Annotated in this window: 15 protein-coding genes; 2 read left to right on the top strand and 13 right to left on the bottom strand. The window is 64.5% G+C overall.

Features of this window, described 5'->3' with window-relative positions; translation table 11 throughout:
• Positions 1 to 46: 46 nt before the first annotated feature.
• Genes IC235_RS16300 through IC235_RS16290 form a run of 3 tightly spaced genes read right to left on the bottom strand, consistent with a single transcriptional unit; the run spans position 47 to position 1533 of the window.
• Positions 47 to 376, bottom strand: a complete 330-nt coding sequence (locus tag IC235_RS16300; RefSeq protein ID WP_191006259.1) for a hypothetical protein — start codon at positions 374 to 376, stop codon at positions 47 to 49.
• A gap of 4 nt (positions 377 to 380) precedes the next feature.
• Complete coding sequence (locus IC235_RS16295) at positions 381 to 800, bottom strand: hypothetical protein (RefSeq protein ID WP_191006258.1); 420 nt, start codon at positions 798 to 800, stop codon at positions 381 to 383.
• A 58-nt stretch (positions 801 to 858) separates the two neighbouring features.
• The gene (locus IC235_RS16290; protein WP_191006257.1) at positions 859 to 1533 is read right to left on the bottom strand and encodes a hypothetical protein; all 675 of its coding nucleotides are present in this window, start codon (positions 1531 to 1533) and stop codon (positions 859 to 861) included.
• A 248-nt stretch (positions 1534 to 1781) separates the two neighbouring features.
• Between IC235_RS16290 and IC235_RS16285 the strand changes: the two genes are divergently transcribed.
• Together IC235_RS16285 and IC235_RS16280 are read left to right on the top strand one after the other, a co-directional pair.
• Positions 1782 to 2168 carry a hypothetical protein gene (locus IC235_RS16285; protein WP_191006256.1) on the top strand — a complete coding sequence of 129 codons (387 nt, stop codon included), beginning with the start codon at positions 1782 to 1784 and terminating at the stop codon, positions 2166 to 2168.
• 87 nt (positions 2169 to 2255) lie between these two features.
• A complete protein-coding gene (locus IC235_RS16280) occupies positions 2256 to 4823 on the top strand; it encodes a toprim domain-containing protein (RefSeq protein WP_191006255.1) in 2568 nt (855 codons plus the stop codon).
• Here IC235_RS16280 and IC235_RS16275 read toward each other — a convergent pair.
• The 10 genes from IC235_RS16275 to kdpA form a co-directional block, all read right to left on the bottom strand.
• Positions 4820 to 5140, bottom strand: coding sequence for a hypothetical protein (locus IC235_RS16275; protein ID WP_191006254.1), 321 nt, complete (start codon positions 5138 to 5140; stop codon positions 4820 to 4822). The two genes, IC235_RS16280 and IC235_RS16275, sit on opposite strands and share 4 nt — an antisense overlap.
• A 302-nt stretch (positions 5141 to 5442) precedes the next feature.
• Positions 5443 to 7383, bottom strand: coding sequence for a KUP/HAK/KT family potassium transporter (locus IC235_RS16270; RefSeq protein ID WP_191006253.1), 1941 nt, complete (start codon positions 7381 to 7383; stop codon positions 5443 to 5445).
• Between the two features lie 24 nt (positions 7384 to 7407).
• Complete coding sequence (locus IC235_RS16265; protein WP_191006252.1) at positions 7408 to 8070, bottom strand: hypothetical protein; 663 nt, start codon at positions 8068 to 8070, stop codon at positions 7408 to 7410.
• Positions 8071 to 8094: 24 nt separating this feature from the next.
• Positions 8095 to 9861, bottom strand: a complete 1767-nt coding sequence (locus tag IC235_RS16260) for a HAMP domain-containing sensor histidine kinase (protein ID WP_191006251.1) — start codon at positions 9859 to 9861, stop codon at positions 8095 to 8097.
• A 33-nt stretch (positions 9862 to 9894) separates the two neighbouring features.
• Positions 9895 to 11064, bottom strand: coding sequence for a sensor protein KdpD (locus IC235_RS16255; protein ID WP_191006250.1), 1170 nt, complete (start codon positions 11062 to 11064; stop codon positions 9895 to 9897).
• Between the two features lie 24 nt (positions 11065 to 11088).
• On the bottom strand, positions 11089 to 12261 hold the full coding sequence (locus IC235_RS16250; protein ID WP_191006249.1) for a porin: 1173 nt from the start codon (positions 12259 to 12261) through the stop codon (positions 11089 to 11091).
• A gap of 73 nt (positions 12262 to 12334) precedes the next feature.
• Entirely contained in the window at positions 12335 to 13744 is a 1410-nt protein-coding gene (locus IC235_RS16245) for an outer membrane beta-barrel protein (RefSeq protein WP_191006248.1), read from the bottom strand.
• Positions 13745 to 13926: 182 nt separating this feature from the next.
• Positions 13927 to 14490 carry a potassium-transporting ATPase subunit KdpC gene (gene kdpC, locus IC235_RS16240; protein WP_191006247.1) on the bottom strand — a complete coding sequence of 188 codons (564 nt, stop codon included), beginning with the start codon at positions 14488 to 14490 and terminating at the stop codon, positions 13927 to 13929.
• 18 nt (positions 14491 to 14508) lie between these two features.
• Positions 14509 to 16551: a potassium-transporting ATPase subunit KdpB gene (gene kdpB / locus IC235_RS16235; RefSeq protein WP_191006246.1), complete on the bottom strand. Its 2043-nt coding sequence runs from the start codon at positions 16549 to 16551 to the stop codon at positions 14509 to 14511.
• A gap of 46 nt (positions 16552 to 16597) precedes the next feature.
• Positions 16598 to 18298, bottom strand: coding sequence for a potassium-transporting ATPase subunit KdpA (gene kdpA, locus IC235_RS16230; protein ID WP_191006245.1), 1701 nt, complete (start codon positions 18296 to 18298; stop codon positions 16598 to 16600).
• Between the last annotated feature and the right edge of the window lie 24 nt (positions 18299 to 18322).

Raw genomic sequence — 18322 nt, 5'->3', positions numbered from 1 at the left:
GAAAACCACTTTGTCGCCCTCGAAGCTGTGCACGGGCATCACGGCGTTAAACGCGGCCGTTTTGGGCTTTTTGGTCATGGGTGGAAGGGGTGGGAAAAGGCCCCACCGCCAGGCGGCGGGGCTGGATGAAGGTGAAGGAAAGCCAGCCCATCAGAAAGCCGGGCGCCTGACGCTTGCTTAGGTAGCGCAGGCCCAGAATCAGGCTGAGTTCGACCAGAATGACGAGCAGGTACACCAGGCGCGGAATCTTGACCGCCATGCCCAGAAAGCCGAGCAACAGGACCGAGCCGATGAACAGGCCGACCATGATGCCCAGGTCCTGGATGTTCATGCCCAACACCTGGGCGGGCCGCTCAATGGATTTGTAGGAACGCATGAGCTTAGCGTACGCCCCCGTCCCCGCCGCCCACGGCGCTGACCAAATCGTCCTTGAAGAGCTGGAAGCCGAACCAGAGAATTACGCCGCCCACGAGCCAGCCCAGCGAGCCCAGCGCATCGGGGGCCCCTTGCACGAACTTCATCACCACGCGAATGAGGCCCACGATGAGCACGATGGCGAAAATGACCTGCACGATGCTGACGACAGTTTCCTGCACGCCTTCGAGCGCCGCGGCGGCTCCCCCGCCGCCCACTTGTGCCCGAGCCGGGCTGGTGGCCAAAGCCAGGGTGCTGAGCAGGGCCGCAACGCGCTGTTCGGCTTTGGAGGGCTGATAGGTCTGGCCCGCGGCGGCCAGCGAGTGCAGGGTTTCAGTTGCCGTTGCGGCGTGGGTACGGGCCCGGGAAAAGAAATGGGTTAGCATAGAAAGGGGTAATAGGTGGAAACAGGGTGCTTATCTCCCCGGAAAGCAGGTGTGGCTTCTAGGAAGGTTTGGCCATGGGAATGGGGCTGCCGGCGCCGGGAAACAGGCTGCTCAGCGCCGCTCGTTGAGCGGCGGCATCTGCGCTCATGCGGGCACGCCGCTGCTGGCGCAGGGCGATTTCGGCGGCGCGGTTGGCCTGGTCGTTGGCCGTCGGCGCCGGCGCGGTGATGGGGTTGTGAAAAAGGGCTTCGGCGGGCTCCTCGTCAGCTTCCACCGCTGGCTCGGGCGCTGCGGCAGGCACAACTGCCTCTTCCTGCACTTCCAGGAGCGAGGCCAAGGCGCCGGCCGCGTGGCGAATGGAAGCCGGGCGGGGCGTATCTTCTGCCGGCGCTTCCAGGTCGGCTTCGCCCAATTCTGTAGTTGATTCGGCGTTATCAGCGGAAAGCGTCGCTTTCGCTTCCTCGGCAAAATGCGCGGGCTCCGGGGCGGCCAAGTCTTCCCGCGGGAGCAGCCGGGCCAGGGGCTCGCCGACTTCAGCGGAAGCTGCTGCTTGCTTGGCCGATTGGGTAGCCGCGGCAGTTTCGTAATGGAAAGTGCGCAGGGAATGATGGTTCCGGGTGGCCAGCACGGCAACCGGAGCGGCCGGTTTGCCGGGGCCCTTGAAGCGCCACCACAGCAACGCCGCCAGCGCGGCCAGAGCCAGTACCACCAGGATGAGTATTCCAAAACGCATACCGGCCCCTTACGGTAAGAAACCTATCGGTGTTAGTAAAAAGTTAGTTAAAACTTAAAAATTGCTTGGTCGTATGAAGCGCCTACCAGCGAAGTGGTGTCCGGCCGGGGGCAATTGCAATCCGGTCGGGTGGTAGAAGATTTGAGTTTTTCCTTAAGGGCGTTGCGGCTTGTAAGCCCGATATGCGTCCTTTGGGGTATCGCTCCGATACTTCACCCCCACTGCCCCAGCAGTGTGCCCTTCTTTGCATGGTACCATCCGACCACGTTTCCGCCCCGTTGGGGTTTCCTGACCTTAGCCTGTCCGCACCCTATGCCGAGTGCCTTCGCTACGTTCAGTTTCGCCTGAAAGCCCTGCCCCAGGGCGATTTAACCGCTTTTTGTGCCCAGCATGGCCTGACCTATACCAACGTCGTCAACCTGAAGAACGGCAAGCTCAAGCGCGACGAGCCGCGCCTCGTGCAAAAGGTGCTGCGCGCGCTGGGCGTGACCACGGAAATCGTGCGCATCGACATCGGCAGCGGCGCCAACCAGTACGTGTTCGGCAGCTCCGAGCTACTAGCACAATTCCGCGAGCAGCTGGCCTTCTTCGACGCGGCCGCGCAGCGGGCCGGCAGTTCGCCGCCGACCACCTAACCCCGGATAGCTTTCCTGCTTGGGGCCCGGCCGCCGGGTGCTGGCAAGGAGATGGAGCTGTCCGGCTCCACTCCCCCAGCCCACCCTATGAACGCACCCCGGAAAAACGACCCCACCGAACTCGACCGCTTCAAGCGCGACATTGACCTGGTTGACTACGCCCAGCGCCAGGGCTACACCATCAAGAAGGAAAGCCGCCGCGGCGACTGGCACCACCTGGTCAAGGACGATGAGCATGTCATCGTTACCCGCAAGGGCGACCACCAGGTGTACCTGAATACCGGCGACGACCGCGACGCGGGCTCCATCATCGACTTCGCCAAGACAAGAGGCGGCGACGGCCACGGCCTTAACCTGGGCCAGGTACGCCAGCAGCTGCGCGAGTACCTCGACGGCGCGCCGGCCCCGGCGCGGGTGTACGCCACCCCACCCGAAACCGCCCGCCTGAGCAGCCTGCCCGTGGGCGACCCGGAGCAGGCCCGGCAGGCCGAGGAAGAGCGCCGCACCCGCCTGATTTCCGAGGTGCTGGGCGTCAAGAAGGAGCTCACTGACCGCAGCTACCTGCACGGGCGGGGCATCACCGATGCCACGCTCGACAGCCCGGCCTTCCAGGGCCGCATCTTCACGGCGCAGCAGAACGAGCACAAGAACACGGCCTTTCCGCTCTACAACGAGCACGGGCTGGCCAGCGTGGAGCAGAAGAACGAGCACTACAAAAGCCTGCTGCCGCTGCCCAAAAACGGCATCTGGGTCTCCCACCCGACCGACGGCAAAGACACGCCGGTGGCGCGCGTGGTGGTGAGCGAATCAGCCATCGACTCACTGTCCCATTTCCAGCTCAAGCACGGGCAGGACCCGAAGAACACGCTCTACATTGCCACCAGCGGCACGCCAACCGAGGCGCAGATTGCCCTGATTCAGCGAGTCATCGACAAGCAGCAGCCCCAGGAGGTGGTGCTGGCCAACGACCGCGACGCCGGGGGCCGGCAGTTCAACATCAATTACCTCAACGAGCTGCAGCCGGCCCGCCCGCTGGTGCCGGTGGCCGAGCAGGAAGCCTACCGCGAGGCCTCCCGGCCCGTGGAGTGGCATGCCACCAGCGACAAGTACCACACCAGCCTGAAGGTGACGTTTCACCACGACTCGGCCGAGCAGGGCGCTAGCCAGGTGCAGCAGCTCAGCGAGCGGGTGGAGAAAATTAACAGTACCCAGGAGGCCGGCCCCTCGCTTACCGTAGAAGTGCAGCGCAGCACCGAGCAGGCCACCATCGTGCGCCTGACCGTGGCCCGCGCCGACACGGCCCAGCTGGAAGTAGTGGCCCAGGAACTCTACCGGCAGCGCGAGCAGCTGCGAGCTGAAGCCGAGCGCCAGCGGGAAGCCTTTCTGCGGGTGGACTACCCGCTGGCCAAGGACTTCAACAAGGAATTGGAATACACTGCGCAGGGGCTGAGCGCCGAGCAGATTCGCGCCGCCGCCCAGCGCGAGGAGCAGCAGCGCGAGTCGGAGCGCCAGCAGCGGCTGGCCGATGCCCAGCGCCAGGAAAGGGAACAGCGGGAAGCCGAGCGTCAGGCCCGGCGCGAGCGGGAAAACACCCCCGAAGCGCAACAAGAGCGGGCGCAGGCGGACCAGCGGTTTACGCAGGCCGTCGCGGAAACTGCTGCCCAGGAAGAGCGAGCCCCCCGCTCCTACCGTAGTGAGCAGGAAGCGGCGGAGCACACCGCGCAGTTCGTGCACGCCCGCGATGCCGGGCTGGTGCTGCTCAAAGAATACATCCATGACAATCCCCCGCCGGCCGGTCGTAAAGTCGACGAAGCCGAGCGGGAAGAGCTGCGCGCCCGGGCCCGTCACGCCGAGACCTCCGCGGGCGTAAGCTTACCCACCCCCTCAGACACCGGGGAGAGAACTGCAACATGGAAGGTCGATGAGCTGGAGCCCAGCACCACCGGCCGCGCGGAGGCTTGGAAAGCCATTCTGGATAATTCGGGCTACTCTATGCAGACCAGCGAAGTGCGCAGCTCCGTGGATGAGCAGGGCATCCGGCGGGCTGAATTCGATATGACGTACCGGAACGACCAGCCCGATATTGCCATCATTCACGCCATCGTAACCAACACTAATGCCCGCGCTACTGCTGGCAAAGAACAGTACGCCGGGGTAAGTGTCGTGGAGCGCGATGAAGACCGGGCCCTCCGGCAACTCGCCGCCGAAGCGGCCGCCATTCAGCCTCACAATCGGGACCGAAGCCTGGATGTGGCTGCCAAGCCAGACGCGGCAATTGGTGCAGGGGCGCTGGCTGCGGGTAGCACCGACACGGCGGGCAGCGAGAAGCAGTTGGTTATTCGGATTGACGAGCCGGCGCTGGCCACCGGCGAGCGAGGCCAAGCCGAAGCCGTGCAAGCTGCTGTTGCAGCCAGCGGGGCCAAAGTCGGTGACTCGCATAGCACTACCGACGAGCAAGGCATCCGGCACTCGGAAATGAAGGTGTCGTACCGCACCGACCAGCCCGAAATAACACAGATAAGCCAGACGCTCGATGCCGTAGGGAAGCAGCATGGGAGTCAACTGATTGAACATGGCAGTGACCGGGTGGAACGGCACGAGGCGGCCCGCCATAGCCAGCAGGGCCAGCAACCCGCTCAGCAGTTGGAGCGCTAGTGCGTGGCTCTACCAGAAACGGACTGTTCTTCGCGGCGGGAAGGCGTTAACTTATCGAGTTGAGCTTCCAGTTGGTCTACGCTCAGCTCTCCGGCCTCAAACTGGCGCAGCAGTGCCCGTTCTTGCTCCCCGGGTTCTAGAAAGGTGTTCTGCGCCAGGTTCAAGGCAAAAGCGACGGCTCGCTGCCGCAGCCAAGGGTCACTCAGCGAGTGAGAAGTATGTACATCAGGGTTACCTATACAGGAACCAAAAGCCTGACTATAAAACGTAGCCTGGACCAAATCGATGCCGAAGTAAATACGGATTTTAGCATCCACGCTACGTAGAACGCCGGCGCATTAATACGGATGGGCTCGGCCTGGCACCGGGCTGCCCCTTGCCATGGCTTGCCAGCTCACCTCGGCGGCTATGCGGCAGCGCAATGCAACTATCCTCGCGTCGCTGAAAAGGAAGGCACTAACTCGGCAGGAAGTGTCCACCGGGTTTGCCTTCCACATTCCGGATTTCGACGCGAGGATGAACAAGCTGGCCGAGTTGGTTAAAACCGAGCGTCAGTGCTGCGCCTTTTTCAGCCCCGACAGGTACATCCTGACCGCCGGGCGGAGGTCCCTAGCCCGAACTACACCCGCACTAGCTGCAGCTCCGGCCGGGCGGGCATCTGCAGGGGCACGTTTTCCACGGTGTAGGTGCTGTTGTCGAGCCCGAAGCTTTCTTGGTCGGATACGCCCAACCACTTCAGCCAACCGTGCAGGCGCAGGGCCACGCGCTTCCACCCGCGCAGCAAATGCTCGTAGGGCAGGGTTTTGTTGAGTAGTACAAACTGAAAGTCGCCCACGATGTCCTGCTCGCGCAGGGAGGCGTAGCGCGAGGTGATGTCGATTTCGCCGTTTTTCACCAGGTCCGTCACCACCTGCCGGAACATGTAGTTGATGGCGTGGTCCACGCGGAAGCCCAAGCGGAAGTCGATGCGCACCAACTCCTGCGGCACCACGTGCTCGACGTGGAAAGTGCGGGTGTAGGGGTCGTCGTCGGTGTGCACGTGCACGAAGTAGTACACGTCGGCCCGCTTGGGATTCTTCTTGAAGATGCTGTGGATGATGCCGTTCTCAATCAGCCCGGGGTCGGTGGACTTGGTCAGGTACACCAGGTGGGTGGCGTATTTGGGCACCGAAGTATCATTGCTCAGGGTCTGCAGCAGCGGCAGCCAGTCAGTAACGGGCACGAACTCCGTCAGGTCGCGGCGGATGCGCTGGCCCTGAATCCAGGCCACGATGACCACCAGGATGACTAGGCTCAGGGCCACGCTCAGCCAGCCGCCCTCGGGAAATTTGCGCAGGTTGGCCACCAGGTAAGCACCCTCCACCACCACATAGGTGCCGATAAGGAGCCCACGCAGCCACGCACTGACGCGCCGCTGGCGCAGGTAATAGGCCAGTAGCAGCGTGGTCATCAGCATGGTGATGGTGACGGCCAGCCCAAAGGCGGCTTCCATCCGGCCCGACTCGCGGAAGTAAAGCACCACCCCGATGCAGCCGGCGCACAGCAGCCAGTTCAGCGAAGCCACGTAGCTCTGCCCGCGCAACTCGGTGGGGTAGGAAATGCGCACCTTGGGCCAGAAGTTGAGCCGCAGCGCTTCCACCACCAGCGTGAACGAGCCCGAAATCAGGGCCTGCGAGGCAATGATGGTCGCCAGCGTGCACAGGGCAATGGCCGGCAGCAGCAGCGCCGGCGGAATCATGAGAAAAAACAGGTTCTGCTCGCCGAGCTCCGGCCCCAGGTGCCGCAGCAGCCAAGCGCCCTGCCCCAGGTAGTTGAGCACGAGGCAAAATTTGACGAAGGTCCAGGAGAGGTAGATGTTGGGCCGGCCCACGTGGCCCATGTCGGCGTACAGGGCCTCGGCCCCCGTGCTGCACAGAAAGATGGAGCCCAGCAGCCAGAACGCGCCCGGCACCTGCGTCACCATGTGTAGGGCGTAGTACGGGTTCAGGGCGCGCAGAATGCCGGGCGTCTGCACCAGGTGCACCACCCCGAGCACGGCCAGCATGGAGAAAAACAGCAGCATGACGGGCCCGAAAAACTTGCCGATGATAGCCGTGCCGAACTGCTGAAAGGCAAACAAGGCCAGCAGAATCACCACCACGATGGGCACCGTGTCCAGGTCGGGCTTGAGCATGCGCAGCCCCTCAATGGCCGAGGACACGGAGATGGGTGGCGTGATGATGCCGTCGGCCAGCAGGGCCGCCGCCCCGACAATGGCTGGCACGTAGAGCCAGCGCACCGGCAGGCGCCGCAGCCGGGCAAACAAGGCCAGGATGCCGCCCTCGCCGTTGTTGTCGGCCTTGAGCGCAATGAAGACATACTTGACGGTGGTCAGCAGCGTAAGCGTCCAGAGCACGCAGGAGATGGTCCCCAGCACCACTTCTTCCGTCACGGGCCGGTGGGCAAACACCCCGCGTACGGTGTAGAGCGGCGAGGTGCCGATGTCGCCGTACACGATGCCCAGGGCGATGAGCGTGCCGGTGGCCGTGGCCCGGGAATGCGAAGAGACGGTTTGGGTCATACAGGCAGCAGGAAAAAGTAGTGACTACAAAGAAGTGCGCAGTCCGCCGGACTCCCGGCCCGCCCCCAGCGCCGCGAGCGTCAGCGGCCCGCTTTCTACCTGGCTCAGGCGCACGGGCAGCCCGGCCGCCCGCAGGTCCAGCAGCAGCCCTTCGCCATGGGCTTCGGGCGTGAACTCCGCCGCCGAGGTGGCGATGACGACCACCGGGGAGCGGGGCAAATCGGCAAACAGCCGGGTGCGGCTGAGCTGGGGCGGAAACACGGCGGCGTAGAGCAGCAGGCGCTCATAGGGAAACCGGTTGCCGGCCAGCCAGGTGACGGCCGCCGCCGCTCCTTCCCCATAGCCCAGCACCGTCAGCGGCGTGCCAGCCGGGCATTCCACCAGCACGGAGGTAACCAACTCATCCAAGTAGGCCCGGACCAACGCCAGGTCCGGACCCAGGCTGCCCGGTCGAAACCACAGGGCCTGGTCGACAGCGGCCGAGTCGGGCGCGAGGGCCTGGGGCAGAATCAGCAGGCGCTCGGGCGTGTCCAGATTCACCAGCTGCGCGGCCAGCGCCTGCACCGGCTGCTGGTGCCCGTGCAAGCACAGCCACACGTGGCGAATGCGCGGGCCAGGCTGGCCAAGGCTATAATAGTGAGCCCGGTGGGCCGTGCGGGAAGGAAATAGCTTTTTTAGGGAGAGCATCGGAGCGTAACAGACATGGAAAAATCAGACCGCGGCCGGCAGCGTGAACAGGAACGTGCTACCGCTGCCCAACTCGCTCTCCACCCACAGCCGCCCGCCCTGGGTGGTGATGAACTCGCGGGCAATGCTCAGGCCCAGGCCCGAGCCCCCGCGGTAGCCGGCCTTATCGGGAATCTGGGCGAAGCGCTGAAAGATTTTGTCGTGGTGCTCGGCGGCAATGCCGGGGCCCCGGTCCTGCACGCTCACGCGCACCTGCGGGCCCACGGTCTGGGCCCGCACCGTCAGGGTTTCGCCCACCGGCGAGTAGCGGATGGCATTGGCCAGCAGGTTGATGAGCACCCAGGTGGTTTTTTCCACGTCGGCCCGGGCCAGCGGCAGGTCGGCGGGCAGCTGCACGTCCAGGCGCAGCTGCCGGTCGGTGAGCTGGGCCTGCACCGTGGCCGTGGCGTAGCCGATGACGTCCGCGAGGCTGGTGGCCTGCACGTCGAGCTGGATGCCGGCACCAGCGTCGAGGCGGGAGACGTCGAGCAGCTCGGCCACCATGCGCTGCAGGCGCTGGGTTTCCTGGCGGATGAAGCCCGCCACCCGCACCCGCTCGTCGGCGGGCAGGCGCTCGTCCTGCAGCAGCTTGGCGTTGAGGTGGATGCTGGAAAGCGGGGTCTTCAACTCGTGCGAAACGGTAGCCAGGAAGTTGGACTTGACCTGGTCGAGCTTTTTGAAGTCCGACACGTTGCGCAGCGTCAGTATCTGGCCCACAAACTCCATCTTGTCCAGTACTTCGTTGTAACTGACGAGTTCCTGCACGGCCAGCCGGTAAAACGCTTCTTCGCCGTGCTGGGCGATGCGCAGCAACGGCGCGTCGGCCACGGCCTGCTCGCGGCGGGCGGCGTCCACGTCCAGCGGGTTAAGGATTTCGCGCAGCAAATCGTTTTCCAGGGCCACTTCGGCCGCCGGCCGGCCCACCAGCCGCTCGGCCGGCAGGCTCAGCAGCTCGCAGGCTACGGGGTTAGCCAGCAGCACCCGACGGTTTTCGTCCAGCAGCAGCAGGCCCTCGTCGAGGCCGCTGACGATGCTGGCCACGCGGTTGCGCTCGGTCAGCAGCTCGGCCAGGGTGGAGCGGCGGTATTCCTGCAGCTGCACCAGCATGCGGTTGAAGACCCGGCCCAGCTGTCCGAACTCGTCGTGGCTTTCCAAGGGGATGGTGGCCCGGAAGTCGTGGTCGGCGGCATGCTGCAGGCTGCTTTGCAGCTTGCGCACCGGCCCCACGGCTGCTTCGGGCACGCTCAGCACCAGCATCAGGCCCAGCAGCAGGCTGATGACGATGAACGTAAGCAGGTAGCGGCCCACCCGCTCGGCGCTGCGGTTGGCCTGCCCGTTTTTGCGAGCCAGCGCGTCGGTGTTTAGCCGGACCATGCGGTGGGTCTGGGCCCGGAGCAGGCTCAAGGCGGTATGCCGGGCGGCCACCGGGGCATTCGCATCCAGCAGGCCCTGGTAGGCAGCCAGGTTCTGGGTCAGGCTGTCGACGATTTCCCGCTCGCCGGGCTCGGTGATGTTGCCGGCCTCCCGGGTCAGGCTGCGGCGAAACACGTCGAGCCGAGCGGGCGTGGCTTCTACCCCGTCCAGGGCCTGCAGCATCTGCTGGCCTAGCTCCACGGAGTAGAAGTTGTCCCGTAGGATGTTGCGCGAGCCGCGGTCGAGGCGCTGCACGGTATAGAAGGCGTAGCCGCCAAGCACGCTCACCAGGGCCAGCATAGCCAGCAAACCGAGGGTGATTTTCGTTTTTATGGACATAAAAGGTAGCTGCAAGTAGTAGGCGGGATGCTCTTAGTAGGTGACCAGGTAGAGGTCCAGGTCCGGGTTGCTGCGGGCTACGGCGCGCAGCAAGTCGTTGGTGACGCCGCGGCGGGAAAGCCGGCCCCACAGGCCCTTTTCGGAGGTAATGCCGCATACCAGCAGCGTGGCGTTTTTCTCGGCCGCTACCCGCTGGATGGCACCTACGATGTCGTCGTCCTTGACCCGCAGAATCTGGGCGCCCAGCTCGGTGGCCAGCTGCAGGTTACGGAGCAGGTGGCGCTGGGTGGCCAGCCCGATGCGGTCGGCGGTTTCGCGGCCGGTCTGCACGTAGAGCACGTACCAGGCGGCGGCCGAAAACCGGTCGGCCAGGCGCGAGGTCTTGCGGATGATTTCCTTGGCGGCCCGGTCGTTGGCGTTGATGCAGGCCAGCAGGCGGTCGTCGTTGCGGCGGGCGGGCAGCACGGCGGGGGCGCCGCCGGCCTCGGTTTCTACCTGCCGGCCCAGCAGCTGGGCCACCTCGCGCACGGCCAGCCGCCGCAGCTGCAGCAGGTTTTCGGCCTGGAAGAAGTTGGCCAGGGCGGTGGGCACCTTAGCCGGGTCGTAAATCTTGCCTTCCTCCAGCCGGCGGCGCAGCTCTCCTACCGTCAGGTCCACGTTCACCACCTCGTCCGCCTGGCGGAGCAGCCGGTCGGGAATGCGCTCCGTGACGTCGGTGCCCGTGATTTTAAGCACTTGGTCGTGGAGGCTTTCCAGGTGCTGCACGTTGACGGCCGTAATCACCGAAATGCCCTGGCTGACGAGGTATTCCACATCCTGCCAGCGCTTTTCGTGGCGGGAGCCCGGCACGTTGGAGTGAGCCAGCTCGTCGACGATGACCACCTGCGGGCGCTGCTTCTCGATGCCTTCCAAATCCATTTCCTCCAGCGCCCGGCCCTTGTAGAAGACGTGCTTGCGCGGCAACAGCGGCACGCCCGGCAGCTGGGCCACGGTTTCGGCGCGCCCGTGCGTTTCCACGTAGCCCAGCAGCACGCTCACGCCGTGGCGGTGCAGGTCCTGGGCTTCCTGCAGCATGCGGTAGGTTTTGCCCACGCCGGCGGCCAGGCCCAGGTACACCTTGAGCGTGCCGCGCCGCTTGGCCTGCACCAGGCGCAGAAACCGCTCGGCGGAGGTATCGCGCAGTTCTTGCTCGGCGGGACTCATAGCAGTTGGAATAAGCGGCAGAGGTTAAAACGTGAGGCCCAGCAGCACGGTGGCCACGCCATTGGTGCGGCGCGGGGTCCGGTCCTGCAGGTACACGTCATTCTGGTCACGAAACTGCTTGGCTTCGCCCCGCAGAATCACGCGGGGGATGGGGTTGTAGTCGAAGCCCAGCGAGTAGCCCACGGTGCGCAAGCCGCCAGCGCGGGTGGCGGCCAGCACGCCGGCCGGGTCGCGGAAGTACTCCACGCGCCCGACCACCCCGGCCCGCGCCCACAGGCGGCGCCGCACGATGAGCGCCGCGCCCTGCCAGCTGTCATAGCCGCTATGGCCGGCGGCACGCTCTTCCCAGCCGGTATCAAAGGCCGCGGCAATCTTCCACTTCGGCGAGGGGTCGTAGGTCAGGTAGAAGTCATGGAAGTAGCGCAGTTGCCGGCCCACGGAGTCGGGCCGGTTAGCCCCTTCGCCCAGGAAGGTGCTGGAGTTGAGCAGCCACTTGGCTGTAGGCCGGAACTGGATTTGGGTGCCGAGGGCCTCGTTCTGGTTCCGGTCGCGGATGACCTGCCAGCCGTTGACGGCCAGGGCCGAAAACAGCCACTTCCGACCCATATCGTAGGTGAGCTTGGCGCCGGCCTCGTAGTAGGGCGAGTTGTCGGCCATGATGGAGCGGGTCAGCGTCAGGTCATCACGGGAAATGGGTCCTTCCAGCCCGATGTGGGAGAGGAAGATGCCGGCGTCGAGCCAGAGCTTGGGGGCCAGGCGCACGCCGCCCCAGGCCTCGTAGATATTTTTGAAAATGGCAGGCTCGGCGGCGTAGTTAGCGTCGGGGTAGGTGCCGGTCTGAATAGCAAAGGTGCCCCGGGCCCGCTCGCCCACGTAGCGGGCCCCGAGCAGGGCAATGTTGACCGCAATCTGGTTGTGCAGGTTCTCGGAGTAGATAAAGCCCGGCCGTGTCAGCCCCGCCGGGTTGTTGAAGTCGTAGCCGTAGTACACGCCCACGTACCCGAAAAACTCCGGCTTAGGGTCGGCTGCGGCCGTATCAGGCGCCGCGCCGGTCGTGGCTGAGACGCCCAAGGTGCTGGGTGCGGCAGTTGGAGCGGGGGCCGTGGTGGTCGTCGGGGCAAGCGGCGCGGTTTGGGCGTGCAGGTTCGTCACGGGCAGCAGACTCACCAAGACTCCCGAAAGCAGGTGGATTTTCATGAGGCTGAGCAGGAAAATGGAAACCGGTCGGCCAGGAAGCCGCCCGGTTTCGGGGTCTGGAAAAGAGGACAAGCTACAGGCGGAAGTTGACCGAGAGGATGGCCCGGTCTTCCGTCTTGCGCAGGTCGGGGGTGTAACCGGCGGGCAGGGGCTGGTCGGCGTAGCCCGAGGGCGAGGTGGTGCCGCCCGGCCCGGCGAAGTAGGGCACGTTGGCCGAGCGGTGCAAGTATTCCACCCGGAAGGTCACAAAGTCCGAGGGCATGTAATCGAAGGTGCCCGTCAGCTCTTTGGCCGTGAGCTTGCTGGCGTCGGGGTCGGTGAAGCCCACTACCGAGGGCGAGAAGCTCAGGTAGCGCGAGGGATTTTTTACGAAGCCGGCGCGGGCGGTGAAGGCCATCTTGTTCTGGTTGAACCACACCCGGTTGGCAAGCGAGGAGCCCACCATGTAGTTGTGGGCCGCCTTCACACCCTCGCCGCTCTGGAAGCCGTAGTGCGTGTTCAGGCTGAAGGCGGCCTGGGTGATGCCGCGTAGCGGCCCCATCTTGGGCTTGTGGTAGTAGCGGGCCACGATGGAGTTGTCGTGGTGGAAGCGGATAACGTCGGGGTAGCCGGCGCGGCCCACGGCCAGGCTGTCCGTGCCGGGGCGCGAGTCGTTGCCGTAGTAAAAGTTGGCCACCAGCTGCAGGTTCTCCGAGGGACGGAAGTAATTGGAGTTGCCGATAGCGGGCTGCCGGTTGAAGCTGTTGTAGGTCTGCCAGCCGTTCATCAGCCACAGCTCGGTCTTGAACTTGCGGCTGGGGTAAAACTGCACCCGGGCTCCTTGAAAGTAAAAGGGGGTGAAGTCGCAGACCAGGCTGCGCTGGTAGCTCCAGTTTTCCTGCATCACGTAGCTTTCCAGCCCGATGTAGCTCATGAAGATGCCCAGCTCCACGTTCAGCCCGTAGGCCTTGTTAAAATGGTAGCCGGCGGCGGCTTCGCGGATGAACTTAAGGTTGCCAGTACCCGCGTTGCGCCCGCGCAGCACCGAGCCGTCGGTTTCCTGAATCACGTGCAGCATGGAGCCGGTCTGTACCCACAGCCGCCCGATGATGTTTTTGTAGTTTGATTCGATGCCGGCCGAGGCCAGGGCCAGGGAAAACTCGTTGGTGCGCCCCGTCACCGCCGAAATAGTTTGGGTGTGGTCGACGGGCCGGGCGAAGTTGTAGTTGAAGTAGCCGTCGAGCAAGGCCGTGCCGGTCAGCACGGTTTCGCCGTTCTGGTCCTTGAGCACGAGCGGAAAAGTGGTCTGGCGGTTCTGACCGTTTATCCAAGTCAAATCCATGCCGTCGAAGGGCACTTTGGCGCCGGTAGCACTGCTGTCGGGCTTGGCAGCGGGGTTGTGGGCAGCACCGGTTTCGGTGGTCTGGGCTAGGGCAGCCGAAGTAGTAAGGGTCAGCAGGGCCGCAGCGGTCAGGCCGGCGCGGCGGGCAGAAGTAAAGCTCATCGAAATAGAGGGGTGGGAAATGGGTAAGCGAAAAAGAAGCGGGGGTGGGCACTCAGGAAGCAGCCTCAATCAAGCGCCACAGCAGGCCCAGCAACAGGAGGGCGTAAGCCAGCTGGGATAGGCGTGCGTGGCGCAGGCGGGCGCGCAGGCGGCGGTAAGGAGCAGTAGGCATGGCCGGGGCGCTAGCGGCGGACTGTTACCTGGTCCAGGGCCAGGTTTAGCTGCAGCACGTTGACCCGGGCGGGGGCTAGGAAGCTGGTTTCGGTGTGTTGCCGCACCAGGCTTTGCACGTCGGCCACGGCCAGGTTACGGGCTTTGGCAATGCGGGCCACCTGCACAGCCACGCCCCGGGGCGAGAGGTGCGGGTCGAGGCCGGAGCCGGAAGCGGTAAGCAATTCAGCGGGCACCTGCTCTTTGCGCACGCCGGGGTTTTGCCGCAAAAAGGTGTCGAGTCGGGCGCGCACAGCAGCCAGGTATTCCGGGTTGCTCGGGCCCTTGTTGGAGCCCGCCGAGCCGGTCGCGTTGTAGTCCACCGCCGACGGACGGCCGTGGAAGTACTCAGGACGGTCGAATTTCTGGCCCACGTTGGCGTAGCCCACCACGCGCCCGTTCTGGCGCACGGTTTCGCCGCGGCCACCATTGGGTGCGAGCTGCGCGGCCGCCCAGATAAGGGCTGGGTAGAGCCCGGCGCAGAGCACCAGCAGCACCAGCGTGAGGCGAAAAGCAGGAAGGAGGTTGTTTTTCATGGGAATGCAGGGTGGCGGCTACAGAAACAGGCCGACCAGCAGGTCGATGAGCTTGATGCCGATGAAGGGGACGATGACCCCGCCCAGGCCGTAGAGGAGCAGATTGCGGCGTAGCAGGGCCGAGGCGCCGATGGCTTTGTAAGGCACGCCGCGCAGCGCCAGTGGCACCAGGGCGGGAATAATCAGAGCGTTGAAGATGACGGCCGAGAGGATGGCTGACTGCGGCGACTTCAGGCCCATCACGTTCAGCGCCCCCAGGGCCGGGATGCCCACCATGAACAGCGCCGGTACGATGGCGAAGTACTTGGCCACGTCGTTGGCAATGGAGAAGGTGGTGAGCGTGCCGCGGGTCATGAGCAGCTGCTTGCCGATTTCCACCACCTCGATGAGCTTGGTGGGGTCGTTGTCCAAGTCCACCATGTTGCCGGCTTCCTTGGCGGCCTGGGTGCCTGAGTTCATGGCCACGCCCACGTCGGCCTGGGCCAGGGCGGGGGCGTCGTTGGTGCCGTCGCCCATCATGGCCACCAGCTTGCCCTGCTGCTGCTCGTGGCGGATGTAGAGCATCTTGTCCTCGGGCTTGGCTTCGGCAATGAAGTCGTCGACGCCGGCCTTTTCGGCAATGAATTTGGCCGTGAGCGGGTTGTCGCCGGTCACCATCACCGTTTTAATGCCCATGGCGCGCAGGCGCTCAAACCGCTCCTGAATGCCGGGCTTGATGATGTCCTGCAGCTCGACCACGCCCATGACCCGGTCGTTTTCGCTCAGCACCAGCGGAGTGCCGCCGTTGCTGGAGATTTTCACCACCTGGTCGGCCGTCTCGGTTGGGAAGGAGAAGCCGGCGGCATTCGAGAGGTTGCGCATGGCGTCCGATGCGCCCTTGCGGATGCGGGTGCCGTCGGGCAGTGTCACGCCGCTGCTGCGCGTCTCGGCCGTGAACTTGATGAGCTCGGCACCCTGCAGCCAGGTGTGCAGCTGCTGGGTATCGACCTTGTTGTCGCGGGCCAATTCCACGATGCTTTTGCCCTCGGGCGTCTCATCGGTGAGTGAGCTGAGGGTGGCATAATCCAGAAACTGCACCATGGGCACGCCCGGGGCCGGCCAGAAGTGCGTGGCCTTGCGGTTGCCGATGGTGATGGTACCGGTTTTATCGAGCAGCAGCACATCGATGTCGCCGGCCGTTTCCACGGCCTTGCCGCTCTTGGTGATGACGTTGGCGCGCAGGGCCCGGTCCATGCCCGCGATGCCGATGGCCGAGAGCAGCCCGCCGATGGTGGTCGGAATCAAGCAGACAAACAGGGCAATGAAGGCCGAAATGGCAATGGGCGTTTTGGAATATTCGGCAAAGGGCTGCAGCGTGACGCACACAATCACGAACACCAGCGTGAAGCCGGCCAGCAGGATGGTGAGCGCAATTTCATTAGGCGTTTTCTGCCGGGAGGCACCTTCCACCAGCGCAATCATCTTGTCGAGAAACGACTCGCCAGGCGCCGTGGTCACCTGCACCACGATGCGGTCGGAGAGCACCTTGGTGCCGCCCGTCACGCTGGATTTGTCGCCGCCGGCTTCCCGAATCACCGGGGCCGATTCGCCCGTGATGGCCGACTCGTCGATGGTGGCCAGGCCCTCGATGATTTCGCCGTCGGTGGGAATGATTTCGCCGGCCTCCACCACGAACACCTGTCCCTTTTGCAGCCGGGCCGAGCTGACAACCTCCATTTGCCCGTTGTCCAGACGCACGTTGGCGGGCGTATCCTGGCGGGTTTTGCGCAGCGAGTCGGCCTGGGCCTTGCCGCGCGCCTCGGCAATGGCCTCGGCGAAGTTGGCAAACACCAGGGTGAGAAACAGCACCACCAAGACGGTGAAGTTGTAGCCAAAGGAGCCCTGCGCGGGGTCAGGGTGGACCAGCAGGCCCAGGGTGACCAGGAGCATTACCGCCGTGCCCAGCTCCACGGTAAACATCACCGGGTTGCGGAACATGAGGCGCGGGTCGAGCTTGACGAAGGCCTGCTTGACGGCCTGGGCGACCAGCGCGGGTTGAAATAAGGAAGGGGACTGGGCCATGATTGGAGTTGGAAGGCGGGAGCGAGTGAGGCAACCGGCAGCGGGCTTAGTAGAGCGAGAAATGCTCGGCAATGGGGCCCAGCGCCAGGGCGGGGAAAAAGGCCAGGGCGGCGATGATAAAAATCACGGCCAGCACCATCACGCCGAAGGTGGCCGTGTCGGCGGGCAACGTGCCGGCACCCTCGGGGATGTATTTCTTGCGGGCCAACAGGCCAGCAATGGCCACCGGGCCGATGATGGGCAGGAAGCGCGCGAGCAGCAGCACCACGCCAGTGCTGATGTTCCAGAAGGCCGTGTTGTCTCCCAGGCCCTCGAAGCCCGAGCCGTTGTTGGCGGCCGCGGAGGTGAACTCATACAGCATTTCCGAAAAGCCGTGGTAGCCCGGGTTGGCCAGCCAGCTGGCGTACTCGCTGGGGTTGCCCACGTAGGTGTGCGCCGCCAGGGCCGTGCCGGCCAGAATCAGCAGCGGGTGCAGCAGGGTGACGATGACGGCAATTTTCATCTCGCGGGCCTCGATTTTCTTGCCCAGAAACTCGGGCGTGCGGCCCACCATCAGCCCGGCGATGAAGACGGCGATAATCAGGTAGGCAAAGAAGTTGAGCAGGCCCACCCCGCAACCGCCGTAAAAGGCGTTGGTCATCATACCCAGCAGCTGCGTCATCCCGGACAAGGGCATGAACGAGTCGTGCATGGAGTTTACCGAGCCGCAGCTGATGACGGTGTTGGTGATGGACCAGTAGGCCGAGGCCGCCGCGCCGAAGCGCACTTCCTTGCCTTCCATCGCCCCCAGATGCTGGTCCACGCCCATCTGGCTGATGGCAGGGTTGCCGTGCAGCTCGTAGTACACCGCCGGCGCCAGCAGGGCCAAAAAGCCCACCGTCATCACCCCAAAAATCATGTAGGACAGCCGGCGGCGCTTCAGGTAGAAGCCCAGGGCGAAAATCATGGCCAGGGGAATGACGACCAAGGCCAGGTTCTCGGCAGCGTTGGTGAGGTAGTTGGGGTTTTCCAGCGGGTGGGCCGAATTGGCCCCGAAAAAGCCGCCGCCATTCGTACCCAGCTCCTTGATGGCCACCATGGCCGCTACTGGCCCGCGGCTCACCTGGACCGAGTCGCCCTGCATTGTTACCAGGGCCTGCTTGCCCTGCAGGGTCATCGGCGAGCCGTTGAACACGAGAATGAGGGCCAGCGCGATGGAGCCGGGAATGAGCAGACGGGTCAGGCTCTTGACGAAGTAGTTGTAGAAGTTGCCCATCTTCTCGCTGGTGCGGGTTTGCAGGGCGTTGAAGACGACGACGGCCGCCGCAATGCCGGTGGCGGCGCTCACAAACTGCAGAAAGGTGATGACCACCAGTTGCGAGAGGTACGAGAGACCCGACTCGCCGGAGTAGTGCTGCAGGTTGCAGTTCACCAGAAAAGAAATGGCCGTGTTAAAGGCCAAATCCGGCGCCATTGAGGGGTTGTGGTCGGGGTTGAGCGGCAGGCTGCCCTGGGTGCAGAGAATGCCCATGGCTAGCAGGAACCACACGCCGTTGATGGTGAGCATCGCCACCATGTGCTGCTGCCAGCTCATTTCGCGCGTTGCGTCGAGGCCCGCGGCCCGGAAGATGCCGCGCTCCACGGGCGCCAGGAAGTCGAGCAGGCTTCGCTCGCCCTGGAAGACGCGGGCCAGGTAGTGGCCCAGCGGCAGGGCCAGCCCCAGCGTGAGCAGGTACAGGCCCGCGATGCCGAGTAGTTCAGTGGTCATAAGTCAGGAGGGGAAAAGCCGGCC

Source organism: Hymenobacter montanus, assembly GCF_014699115.1.
Classification (GTDB): domain Bacteria; phylum Bacteroidota; class Bacteroidia; order Cytophagales; family Hymenobacteraceae; genus Hymenobacter; species Hymenobacter montanus.
Note: the sequence above shows the minus strand (reverse complement) of the source record. Positions and strands in the feature narration are given on the sequence as shown.